Source organism: Actinomadura sp. NPDC048032 (genome assembly GCF_040653175.1).
In the GTDB taxonomy this organism is placed as follows: domain Bacteria; phylum Actinomycetota; class Actinomycetes; order Streptosporangiales; family Streptosporangiaceae; genus Spirillospora; species Spirillospora verrucosospora.
In genome coordinates this window covers 1-11508 of the sequence record NZ_JBEZJP010000261.1, presented here as the reverse complement: position 1 = coordinate 11508, position 11508 = coordinate 1, and the positions used below count along the sequence as shown (strand labels likewise).

The window sequence follows — 11508 nt, the reverse complement described above, 5'->3', positions numbered from 1 at the left end:
TGTCGTCTCTCGTCTTCCCCACCACTGAGGGTGTCGTTGACCGCGAGGGGTTTGGGATGGTGGGGGGGCGGCCACTCGGGGGGGCCGCCCCCCGGGGCGGGCGTCAGCCCACGGGCTCCAGCCGCGACGGGGGAGCGGCGGGGGCGTCGCCCTCCCGGATCCCGTACCGGCCGTAGAGCCGGGCCAGCGGGCCGGGCGCCCACCAGTTCGCGCGGCCGAGCAGCCGCATCGTGGCGGGCACGAGCAGCGCCCGGACGACCGTCGCGTCCAGCAGGATCGCCACGGCCATCCCGACGCCGGTCATCTTGATGAACGTGATGCCGGACGTCGCGAACGCGCCGATCACCACGATGAACAGCAGCGCGGCGCTGGTGATGATGGCGCCGGTGCGCTGCACGCCGGAGGCGACGGCCGCGGTGTTGGAGCCGGTCAGGTCGTACTGCTCGCGGACCCGCGACAGCAGGAACACCTCGTAGTCCATCGAGATGCCGAACAGCATCGCCAGCATGAGGATCGGCATCGCGGGGGAGATGGAGCCGGTCGCGGTGAAGCCGAGCGGGCCGGACAGGTGGCCGTCCTGGAAGACCAGCACGACCGCGCCGAAGGTGGCCGACAGCGACAGCATGTTCATGACGATCGCCTTCAGCGGCAGCAGCACCGACCCGAACGCCAGGAACAGCAGGAGGAACGTGGCGCCGCCGACGAGCAGGGCCAGCCAGGGCAGGGTCGCGCCGATGCTGTCGAGCTGGTCGACGACGTCGGCCGTCTCGCCGCCGACGTAGGCGCGCGCGCCGGGCGGCGGCGGGACGTCCCGGACCCGCTGGACGAGGTCGCGGGCGGCGCCGGAGTACGGGTCGGCGTCGTAGCGCAGCGCGATCCGGGTCGTCGTCCCGCCGGCGCCGGTCACCGTCGCGTCCGTGACGCCGGGCAGCGCGTCCAGGCGGGCCCCGTACGCCTGGACGGCGGCCCCGTCGGACGTCCCGGTCACGACGGCCTCGATGGGGCTGGTGGCGTTGCGGGGGAACCGGGTCTCCAGCGTCTCGGAGACGACCCGCGCGTCCGTGCCGTCCGGCAGCACCTTCGCGTCCACGCCGCCCCAGTTGATGCGCAGGAAGGGCGCGCCGAGCGCGAGGAGCAGCGCCACCGTCGCGACCATGTAGACGACCGGGCGGCGCATCACGCTGCGCGCGACCCGTCCCCACCAGCCGTCGGACCGGCCGCCGGCCGCCGCCCGGCGCCGCCGGATCGGCAGCGCGTTCACCTGCGGGCCGAGGACGGCCATCAGCGCGGGCAGCACGGTCAGCGCCCCGGCCATGCACACCAGCACGGTGGCGATGCCGCCGTAGCCCATGGAGACCAGGAAGTTCTGGTCGAACAGCAGCAGCCCGGACAGCGACACGGCGACCGTGACGCCGGAGACCGCGACGGTGCGCCCGGCCGTGGCCATGGTGGCGGCCAGCGCGTCCTCGGCGGAGGCGCCGTCCCGGCCGATCTCCTCGCGGAACCGGCTGACCATGAACAGCCCGTAGTCGATGGCGAGGCCGAGCCCCAGGAACGTGGTGATGTTGACCGCGAAGATCGACACGTCGGTGACGTAGGCCAGCGCGTGCAGCGCGGTGAACGAGCCGAGGATGGCCAGGCCGCCGACCAGCAGCGGCAGGCTCGCCGAGACCAGCCCGCCGAAGATCAGCACCAGCAGCACCAGCAGGACCGGCATGGCCATGCCCTCGGCCCGGCCGATGTCGGAGGAGACGCGCTCGTTGATCGCGACGCCGGTGCCGACCGCGCCGCCCACCTTCGCCGTGAGCCCGCCGCCGACCTCGGTGAGGTCGTCCTCGACCGCCTTGTAGTTGTCCTCCCTGGCGGCCTCGTCGGAGCCGGCGAGCTGGAGGACGGCATAGGTCGCCTTGCGGTCGTCGCTGACGAACTGCGGCGCGCCGGTCGTCCAGTACGTGCTGGCCTTGGCGACCTTGCCGGGTGGCAGCGCGGCCAGCGCGCGCTTCACCGACGCCCGGAAGGACGGGTCGTCGACGGTCGTCCTGCCCTGGTAGAGGACCACGACGTCGGCGCCGTCCCGCCCGAGGTCGCGCTCGGCGATCCGCTCCGCCGTCGCGCTCTGGCTGCCCGGCGTGTCGAAGCCGCCGGAGGAGGTCAGCGCGCCGAAGACGCCCGTGCCCCACACCGCGGCGAACACCAGGAACGCCCCCGCGGCGGCGAGGACCCACCGCCTGCGCCGGTGGACCCACCTGCCCCATCGCTCGAACATGACGCTCCTCCTCCAGCCCCGTTACCTTGAGTAATTCCAGTGAACGCCGTAAACTGAGAACAGCGTTAACTTCGCATACAGCGTTAGCTGTCGTCAAGGGTGTTTTTGAGGAATCATGCGAGGGCGGCCGGTGACGGCCGGGCACCCGGCAGAGAGGGGGCGAGGTGGCATCGCGTCGTGATCGTCTGCGGGCCGCGACCGTCAGGGAGATCACCGACACCGCCCGGCGGATCCTCGTGGAGGAGGGCCCCGAAGCGGTGACGCTGCGCGCCATCGCCCGCGAGATGGGCATGACCGCCCCCGCGCTCTACCGCTACTTCGGCAGCCACGGCGAGCTGCTGCGGCACCTGGTCGGCGACCTGTTCACCGAGCTGACCGCAGACCTGCACGCGGCCATGGAGGACGTGCCGAAGGGCGACATGAGCGGCAAGTTCATGACGGTGGCCCGCCAGTTCCGCCTCTGGGCGCTGGCGCATCCCCGCGAGTACTCGCTGCTCTTCGGGACGCCCGTGCGCGGCGCCGCGCACCGGCAGGAGGTCGACTTCGCCGAGGAGTGCGCCCGCCAGTTCGGCTGGACGTTCATGGCCCTGTTCCTGGAGCTGTGGAGGAAGCAGCCGTTCCCGGTGATGCCCGAGGAGGAGATCGACCCCGGCCTGCGCGAGGAGCTGCGCCGCTACCGCGACGACGTGCTCGGCATCGCCCTGCCGCTCGGGGTGATCCAGCAGTTCCTCAAGTGCTGGATCAGGCTCCAGGGCGGCGTCAGCCTGGAGGTCTTCGGCCACCTGGAGTTCGCCCTGAGCGACGCCGCCCCCATGTTCGAGCTGATGCTCCAAGAGGTGACCGTCGAACTCGGCCTGACCTACGCGCCCCCCAGGGGGTGAGCTAGGGCTGGGCGGCGGCCGGGCGGGGTCCGGACAGCGGAAGGCCCCCGGACCCGGGACGGGTGCGGGGGCCTTCGGGCGGGCGTCAGTAGGACGGGAGGCTGGGGTCGATCTGGTTGACCCAGGCCAGGACACCGCCGCCGACGTGGACGGCGTCGCCGAAGCCGGCGTTCTTCACGACGGCGAGGGCCTCGGCGGAGCGGACGCCCGACTTGCAGTGCAGGACGATCTTCTTGTCCTGCGGCAGGCGCTCCAGGGCGGAGCCGTTCAGGAACTCGCCCTTGGGGATGAGCGTGGCGCCCGGGATCGCGACGATCTCGTACTCGTTGGGCTCGCGGACGTCCACGAGGAAGATGTCGTCGTCCCGCTCCTGCATGGCCCTGAGGTCGTGCACGGAGATCGTGGAGTCCCTGACGGCCTCGGCGGCCTCGTCGGACACCGCGCCGCAGAAGGCCTCGTAGTCCTCCAGCAGCTCGGTCTGCGTCGGGTTCTTGCCGCACAGCGGGCACTCGGGGTCCTTGCGGACCTTGACCGAGCGGTAGGTCATCTCCAGGGCGTCGTAGACCATCAGCCGGCCGACGAGCGGCTCGCCGATGCCGGTCAGCAGCTTGATGGCCTCGTTCACCTGGATGGAGCCGATCGACGCGCACAGCACGCCGAGCACCCCGCCCTCGGCGCAGGAGGGCACCATGCCGGGCGGCGGCGGCTCGGGGTAGAGGCAGCGGTAGCAGGGGCCGTGCTCGGCCCAGAACACCGACGCCTGGCCGTCGAACCGGTAGATCGAGCCCCAGACGTACGGCTTGCCGAGCAGGACGGCGGCGTCGTTCACCATGTAGCGGGTGGCGAAGTTGTCGGTGCCGTCCACGATCAGGTCGTACCCGGAGAAGATCTCCATGACGTTGTCGCGGTCGAGCGCGACGTCGTGCACCACGACGTCGATCAGCGGGTTGATGTCGCGGACGGTCTCGGCGGCCGACTCGACCTTCGGCTTGCCGAGCGACGACTGCCGGTGGATGATCTGCCGCTGCAGGTTGGACTCGTCGACGACGTCGAAGTCGATGACGCCGAGGGTGCCGACCCCGGCGGCCGCCAGGTAGAGCAGGGCGGGGGAGCCGAGGCCGCCCGCGCCGACGACCAGGACCTTGGCGTTCTTGAGGCGCTTCTGCCCGGCCATGCCCACGTCGGGAATGATCAGGTGCCGCGAGTAGCGGTTGACCTCGTCGCGGGTGAGCTCCGGGGCGGGCTCGACCAGAGGTGGCAACGACACGTGAGTGCTCCTGTGCTGGCGTTCGACGTTCAGGGACGGCGGGACGTCATCGTCCTCCCACGGCACAACCTTGCCATGTGCCGCGGCATTCCCGGCAGCCGCCCGCCGGACGGTCGCCGGTGTCTCCCCCGCTACCGGAATGGATCGCCATAAAAGGGGCACCGTACGGGCGCGAGGCCGGCGACCGGACCGGCCGCGGGTGAGGAGAGGTGACGGGCATGGGGTTCATGAAGAGGCTCACGGGGGAACGGGCCGGCCGCCGGACGGCGGGGAGGCGGCGCAAGCCCAGCCAGCGCGAGCTGCGGGCGCGGATGCGCACCGAGCAGGCCGAGCAGAAGCTCCTGGAGACCGAGGCCCTCATCCACGAGGAGGCCGAGCGGCTGCGCCGCGGCACCCGGACTTCCGCATAATCCGGGCTTTCAGGGGCATAGCCGGGTTGGACGACTCTCCGTACACGAGGAGGAACCATGGGTTTCCTCGACAAGCTGAAGAACAAGGCTCAGCAGGCCAAGGGCCGGGGCAAGGAAGAGGCCGGACGCCAGTCCGGTGACCCGTACCTGGAGGCCGAGGGCAAGAGCGACCGCGCGACCGGCGGCGCCAAGCAGGTCGGCGAGAAGGCCAAGGACGCCGCCAGGGAGGCGAAGCGGGCCGTGGAGTGAGTCCGCGGACCTCGGCCTCCGGCCGCGGAACCTGGTGAAGCGGGCCCCTCTGCGGAGGGGCCTCTTCCCTTTCTCCGCCGGGCCGCGATGCCCGGCCTTCGCGGGATGACCGGCGGAATGTCGCGAAGCGCCGTTAATCTTGACTGTTGTGGCATTCCTGCCCCCCTCCCAGCAGCCGCCCCCGCCGCGGTCCCCGCACCAGCCCGGCGCGCCCGGCGGCTTCCGCCCGCCCGGGCCGCCCGGCCCGCCCGCGAACCCGCGCCCCGGGCCCGCGCGCCCGTTCGGCGCGCCGCCGCGCCCGGCGGGCGAGGGCGGCGGCCCGCCGACCGTGCTGGGGCTGACCGGCCGCCAGTGGATGCTCGCGGCGCTCGTCGTCGGCTGCTGCTACCTCATCGCCACGGGGATCTCGTTCGTCGGCACCTGGGCGACCCTCAGGCGCGAGCCCACCAACGCCGAACTCCAGACCGCCGCCAACAAGGAGGTCGCGCAGCGCTGGGAGGCGTGGCCCGCGCGGCGCGTGTTCCCCGAGCGGCTCAGTTACCGTCCGACGGGCAACCACACCGAGTACGCCTCCCGGACGGGGATCGTCCCCGACGCCGGCTGCGTCCAGGGCGTGGACGAGGAGATCGCGACGACGATCGTCAGGCACGGCTGCCGGGCCGTCCTGCGCGCGACCTACGTCGACCAGCTGCAGGGCGTCGTCGTCACCGTCGGGGTGGTGGCGTTCCCCGACCCGTGGAAGGCCGACCGGGCCTACAAGGAGCTGCCCGGCTCGCAGGGCCCGGAGGGGACGGGCTCCGTCCGCCCGGCCCTGCGCGCCGCCGCGTTCCCGGGGACCGCGTCCGCCCGCTTCACCGACGAGGCCAGGCAGGACCGGACGATCGACCGCGGGGGCCCCTACGTCGTGCTGACCACGTCCGGCCAGGCCGACGGCCGCCCCGCCTCCGCGATCAAGAAGGCGCGCCCGGGCGAGCCGTTCGCGGTGTCCCCGCAGATCGCCCACGCGATCGCGCGGACCCTGTCGGCCAAGGCCCTGCCCGACTGCGACCAGCCCGAGTGGCAATGCTGAGGGGGGCGCGGGTGAGGCGTCGCGGTCTGCCGGCGGCCGCCGCGGCGGTGGTCGTGGCCGGAACCTGGCTGATGCCCGTCCACGCGCGCGCCGACGCGGTGCGGGACGGGCAGCGCCCCGTCCTCGCCCTGCTCGGCATGGAGACCGCCTGGAAGGTGACCAAGGGCGCCGGCGTGACGGTCGGCGTCGTCGACTCGGGCGTCGATCCCACGCAGCCGGACCTGCGCGGCAGGGTCACCGTCGGCCCCAACATGCTCGCCGGGATCGACGCGGGGACGACCCCCGCGCGACTGCACGGCACCGGGATGTCGACGCTGATCGCCGGGCAGGGGCACGGCCCGGGCGGCAGGTCGGGCGTCATCGGCATGGCCCCGCAGGCGCGCATCCTCGCCGTCCGGACGATCGGCGAGCCGGAGGACGCCAGCTACCGCCGCTTCCGGGCGGCGGGCAGCGCGAACGGAGCGGTGGCGCGCGGCATCCGCTACGCCGCCGACCACGGCGCCGACGTCATCAACCTGTCGCTCGGCAGCGGGGACGACGACCCGGCCGAGCGCGAGGCCGTCGGCTACGCCATCGGCAAGGGCGTCGTGGTGGTCTCGGCCGTCGGCAACGACGGCGACGAGGAGCGGCTGCTGGACGGCGACGGGTTCGCGCCGTACTTCTACCCGGCGTCCTTCCCCGGTGTGATCGCGGTCGCGGCGACCGAGCCCGGCCACTCCCGCGCGCCGTTCTCCAACCGCAACTACTCGGTGCTGCTGTCGGCGCCGGGCACGGGCCTGCCCGTCGGGGCGCCGGGCGGCCGGTACTTCGCGAGCAGCGGCACCAGCGACGCCAGCGCGATCGTCGCCGGGATCGCGGCGCTGATCCGCGCGAAGCACCCCCGGATGGCGCCCGCGCTGGTCGCGCAGGCGCTGATCCAGAGCACCCGGCACGGCCCGTCCGGGGGCTACGACCCGGAGATCGGGTTCGGGGAGGTGCACGCGGCCCGGGCCCTGTCGGCGGCGGACTCGCTGGCCTCGGCGTCGCCCGGCCCGGCGCAGGCCAAGCCCGCCGGGCAGCGGTTCGGGAAGCAGGACCCCGGCCCGGTGGAGGTCATCGAGCGGCCCTTCTGGGTCCGCCCGCTGGTCATCGTGATCGTGCTGCTCGGGCTCGGCGGGACGGCCGGAGGTTTCGCGCTCGCGGTCGCGTTCCGGCGGCGCCACTCCGCGCGGCCTCCCGCCGCCCCGTCCTGAGCCGCCTTGGGCTACGCTCCGCTGGTGTCGCGCGCCGAGATCTCCGCTCCGGACGGCGAGCCGGAACCGGGCGCCGGACGGCGGATCTCCGGCAGGACGGCCGCGCTGGTGGCCGCGCCGGCGTGCGCGACCGTCCTGCTCGTGGCCGGGGTGCGGCTGACCTCCGAGCTGACCCGCGCCCCCACCCCCGCCGAGCGCGCGGAGGCCGCGGCGGCGGAGCGGTCCGGCCGCTACCGCACCTGGACGGCCGGGCGGATCTTCCCCGCGGGCCTGGCCTACCGGCTCGGCCAGGCGTCCGCCGAGACGGCCCGCCGGGTGGGGATCGGCCCCGACACCCGCTGCGAGACGGCCGTGGACGACGCGTTCGCCGGGACCCTGACGGCCCGCGGCTGCCGCGCCGTGCTGCGCGCCACCTACCTCGACCAGGCGCAGGGGCTCGCGGTCACGGTCGGCGTGGTCGTGCTCCCGGACGAGCGGTCCGCGCGCGAGGCCGTCGCCTTCTTCCCGTCCCGCAAGCCCGGCCCGGGGCTGCGCGCGCTGCCGCTCCCGGGTTCGGTGGCCGCCCGGTTCGGCGACGCCGCCCGGCAGGCGTCCACCGCCGCGCAGCGCGGCCCGTACGTGGTCGCGGCGACGGCCGGGTACGCCGACGGGCGTCCCGCGATGCGCGGCTCGCCGGCCGACGCGGCCGAGCTGGCGCCGCAGCTCGTCCAGGGCGTCCTGCGGCCGCTGACCGCACCCGCTGAGGTCCGCTGCGGCGCCCGGGAGTGGCGGTGCTGAGGCGCGCCGCGGCCGGGGCCGCCGCGGTGGCGCTGGCCGCGGCCCCCGCCGCGCCGCCGGCCCGCGCCGCCGGACCCCGGAGCGCGGCCCTCGCCTCCGACCCGGTGCGGGACGCGGTCACCCCCGTCCTGGAGTCGCTGCACGTGCCGCGCGCCTGGACGATGTCCAAGGGCGGCGGCGTCACCGTCGCCGTCCTCGACTCGGGTGTGGACGAGGGCCAGGCCGACCTCGCGGGCTCCGTCACCACCGGGCCCGACTACACGCGCGGCGCGAACCCGCCCGGCGTCCCGCCGAAGCGGCTGCACGGCACCAACATGGCGTCGATCATCGCCGGGCACGGGCACGGCCCCGGCGGCGCCGAGGGGGTCGTCGGCGTCGCGCCCGAGGCCCGCCTGCTGTCCCTGCGGGTGATCCTGGAACGCGACGAGCCGGGCTTCGCGGAGTTCACCGGCGGCGCGCGCTACACGGGGACGATCGCCCAGGGCATCCGGTACGCCGTCGACCACGGCGCCGACGTGGTCAACCTGTCGCTCGGCCGCTCCTACCCCACGCCGCGCGAGCGCGACGCCGTCGCCTACGCGATCAGCCGGAACGTCGTCGTGGTCGCGGCCGCCGGCAACAGCGGAGCCGAGGACGACCCGCGCGGCGCGGGCGGCCGTCCCGCCCCGGCGCGCGGCGCCCCCCGGCCCGGGAGCGGCGGCTCCACCAGGTACCTGTACCCGGCGTCGTTCCCCGGCGTGATCTCCGTGGCCGCCGTGGACGCGCGGGGCCGGCACGCCGGGTTCTCCAACCGCAACTCCGGCGTCGTCGTGTCCGCGCCCGGCGTGCGGATCGTCGGCGCGGGCCCGGACGGGCGGTACTGGATCGGGGACGGCACGAGCCCGGCGACCGCGTTCGTCTCCGGCGTCGCCGCGCTCATCCGGTCGCGCCACCGCGGCCTCGCACCCGCACTGGTCACGCAGGCCGTCGCGGCGAGCACCGCGAACCGCCCGGCGCGCGGCTACGACCGGGGCGTCGGGTTCGGGCGGGTGGACGCCGCCGCCGCGCTCGCCGCGTCCGACGCCCTGGCGGGGGCCCGGACGGACGGTGCGGGCCTGCCCGCCGGGAAGCGGTTCGCGACCGGTCCGGTCCGCCCCGTCCAGGTCGTCCACCGCTCCGGCGGTCTCGTTCTCGCCTACTCGCTGATCTGCGCGCTGTGCCTGCTCGGCCTGGCGGGCGCCGCCGTCCTGCTGCGCGCCGAGCGGGATCCGGGAGAATGAGCGGATGTGGTCCGAACCTGACGAGTACGCCGAGGCGGTGCTGGACGCCGTGGAGCGCATCCCGCCGGGCCGCGTCCTGTCCTACGGAGACGTGGCCGAGCTGGTCGGGCGGGGCGGGCCGCGGCAGGTCGGGCGCGTGATGTCGCTGTACGGGGGCGCCGTCCCGTGGTGGCGGGTGATCCGCGCGGACGGGAACCCGCCGAGCGGCCACGAGCTCCGGGCCCACGAGAACTACCGCGCCGAGGGGACGCCGCTGCGCCCGGACGGCCGCCGCGTCGACATGGCCCGCGCCCGCTGGACGGGCCCCGCCTGACCGGGCGGAACCGGCCTAGGACGTCCGGGCCGGGTGCAGCCGGAAGGCGCCGGCGATCACCACGGCCAGCACGGCGGGACTGACGGCCGCGGCCGCGACGGGGGCGCTGGTCATCAGCGCGCCCGCCACCGCCGCCCCGGCGGCGAGGCTGAGGATCACCGCGGTCCGCAGCCCGGCCGCCGCGCCCTGCCCGACCGCGAGACCGCCCATCATCGAGGTCAGCGTGCCGGTGACGAACGTGGTGGTGATCCCGTCGGCGGCCATGCTGCGCGCCGCCGCCGTCTGCGCGCCCATCGCCACCGACGACAGGGAGACGAGGGCGAGCAGCCCGCCGCCGCGCGGCTCGGCGCCCGCGGCGGCCCACCCCGCGAGGAACGCGGTCTGCAGCGCCAGCACGAACGCCAGGACGGCGGTAACGCGGGGCGGCCACACCCGTCCGGCGGTGGTGCGTCCCGCGATGAGGAACCCGGCGAGCAGGCCGAGCGCGAACGCGAGCGTCGCGGCGCCGCAGCGGGCCAGGTCGGCGCCGTTCCCCTCGCCGGCGGCGAGGCCGAACAGCACGATGTTGCCGGTCATGTTGGCGGTGAAGACCTTCTCCATGCCGAGGAACCCGACGATGTCGGTCGTCCCGGCGCCGAAGGTGAGCAGGACCAGGAGCGCGGCGCGCCACCGGAGGGCGGCGCGCGGCGGGCCCCACGCCGCCGCGGCGGGCGCGGCGGCGGGGGGCGGATCGGACAGGTCGGAGGACGCGGTCACCGTGCTCCCTAGTAGATGATCAGACCGGCGACCGTGGCGACGACGAGGCCGGCGATCACGGGCAGGAACGAGCGGCGGACGAGGTCGAGCACCGGCACGCGGGCGAACCCGGCCACCGCGATCAGCGACGACCACGCGATCAGCACGCCGCCGCCGGCCCAGATGCAGCCCATCTGCCCGATCGCGGCGAGCAGCGCCGGGTCGACGCCGGAGGCCGGGCCGAGCGAGCCGGCCAGCGAGCCGGTGAGCGGCAGCCCGGAGAACCCGGAGCCGTCCAGCCCGGTGACCATCCCGATGATCAGCACGCCGAAGCCGACGACGTACTGGCTGTCGGGGATCGCGTCCTGCATCCGGACGACGGCGTCGAACAGGAAGCCGGGCGCCTTCGCGCCCTCCTCCATGCCCATGATCTTCCCGGCGAAGTCGGCGTTGCCGATGAAGAAGAACCCGGCGATCGGGATCACGACCCCCATCGCCTTCATCGCGAAGACCAGCCCGTCCACGATGTGGTCGGCGCACCGCTCCAGGCTGCCCCGGCCGTCCTTGGCGATGGCGGCGGCCAGCAGCAGCGCCGTGGCGACCCCGCCGACGAGCGCGGCGGCGTCCCCGCCCACCACCTCCGGGACGAGCCCGGTGAACTTGCCCAGCATCATGTAGCCGACGAGGCCGATCAGGGCCAGCGGGACGATCGCGGCGAACGCCTTGGACCGCCGGGGGCAGTCCGCGCCCGGCCGGTCGCCGCCGTTCAGCGACGACAGCGCCCGCCGCGTCATCTCGTCCGACGCCTCGCCCGCGTCGCCCGCCTCGCCCGATCCGCCGGAGCGGGGTCCGGGCACGGTGGACGAGCCGCCGCCGGACCCGGAGCCGGGCCCGTGGTCGAGGACGGCCACGCCGCCGCCGTCGCCGCCGCCCGCCGCGGCGGGCTCCGGCTGCAGGACGCGCCGCCGCGGCAGCACGCGGATGAGCGAGCGGCGTGGCGCCGGCGCCTCCAGCTCCGACTCCCCGGCCTCCCAGCGTTCGAGCAGTGCC

General features: G+C 74.9%; 11 protein-coding genes and 1 pseudogene. 8 read left to right on the top strand and 4 right to left on the bottom strand.

The window, feature by feature from the left end:
* Positions 1-103: 103 nt before the first annotated feature.
* Positions 104-2266, bottom strand: coding sequence for an MMPL family transporter (locus AB0C69_RS27810; RefSeq protein WP_360358160.1), 2163 nt, complete (start codon positions 2264-2266; stop codon positions 104-106).
* Positions 2267-2430: 164 nt separating this feature from the next.
* On the opposite strand from AB0C69_RS27810, the gene AB0C69_RS27805 reads away from it, so the two are divergent.
* A complete protein-coding gene (locus AB0C69_RS27805) occupies positions 2431-3147 on the top strand; it encodes a TetR/AcrR family transcriptional regulator (protein WP_360358159.1) in 717 nt (238 codons plus the stop codon).
* 85 nt (positions 3148-3232) lie between these two features.
* Here AB0C69_RS27805 and moeZ read toward each other — a convergent pair whose 3' ends face one another.
* On the bottom strand, positions 3233-4414 hold the full coding sequence (gene moeZ, locus AB0C69_RS27800) for an adenylyltransferase/sulfurtransferase MoeZ (RefSeq protein WP_360358158.1): 1182 nt from the start codon (positions 4412-4414) through the stop codon (positions 3233-3235).
* Between the two features lie 218 nt (positions 4415-4632).
* On the opposite strand from moeZ, the gene AB0C69_RS27795 reads away from it, so the two are divergent.
* The 7 genes from AB0C69_RS27795 (at position 4633) to AB0C69_RS27765 (ending at position 9723) form a co-directional block, all read left to right on the top strand.
* A complete protein-coding gene (locus tag AB0C69_RS27795; RefSeq protein WP_345186695.1) occupies positions 4633-4824 on the top strand; it encodes a hypothetical protein in 192 nt (63 codons plus the stop codon).
* A 57-nt stretch (positions 4825-4881) separates the two neighbouring features.
* Positions 4882-5073 (top strand): CsbD family protein, encoded by a 192-nt coding sequence (locus tag AB0C69_RS27790; protein ID WP_345186698.1) that lies wholly within the window; start codon positions 4882-4884, stop codon positions 5071-5073.
* A gap of 148 nt (positions 5074-5221) precedes the next feature.
* Entirely contained in the window at positions 5222-6142 is a 921-nt protein-coding gene (locus AB0C69_RS27785; RefSeq protein WP_360358157.1) for a hypothetical protein, read from the top strand.
* 11 nt (positions 6143-6153) lie between these two features.
* Positions 6154-7374 carry a S8 family serine peptidase gene (locus AB0C69_RS27780; RefSeq protein WP_360358156.1) on the top strand — a complete coding sequence of 407 codons (1221 nt, stop codon included), beginning with the start codon at positions 6154-6156 and terminating at the stop codon, positions 7372-7374.
* A 24-nt stretch (positions 7375-7398) separates the two neighbouring features.
* Positions 7399-8151: a hypothetical protein gene (locus tag AB0C69_RS27775; RefSeq protein WP_360358155.1), complete on the top strand. Its 753-nt coding sequence runs from the start codon at positions 7399-7401 to the stop codon at positions 8149-8151.
* Positions 8145-9410: a S8 family serine peptidase gene (locus AB0C69_RS27770; protein WP_353835646.1), complete on the top strand. Its 1266-nt coding sequence runs from the start codon at positions 8145-8147 to the stop codon at positions 9408-9410. Before AB0C69_RS27775 ends, AB0C69_RS27770 begins: the two co-directional genes overlap by 7 nt.
* 4 nt (positions 9411-9414) lie before the next feature.
* The gene (locus AB0C69_RS27765) at positions 9415-9723 is read left to right on the top strand and encodes an MGMT family protein (RefSeq protein WP_345184540.1); all 309 of its coding nucleotides are present in this window, start codon (positions 9415-9417) and stop codon (positions 9721-9723) included.
* A gap of 15 nt (positions 9724-9738) precedes the next feature.
* Here the strand turns inward: AB0C69_RS27765 and AB0C69_RS27760 are convergent, their stop codons facing one another.
* Together AB0C69_RS27760 and AB0C69_RS27755 are read right to left on the bottom strand one after the other, a co-directional pair.
* The gene (locus AB0C69_RS27760; protein ID WP_360358154.1) at positions 9739-10479 is read right to left on the bottom strand and encodes a YoaK family protein; all 741 of its coding nucleotides are present in this window, start codon (positions 10477-10479) and stop codon (positions 9739-9741) included.
* An 8-nt stretch (positions 10480-10487) separates the two neighbouring features.
* A pseudogene (locus AB0C69_RS27755) lies at positions 10488-11508 on the bottom strand (hypothetical protein); the annotation flags it as partial.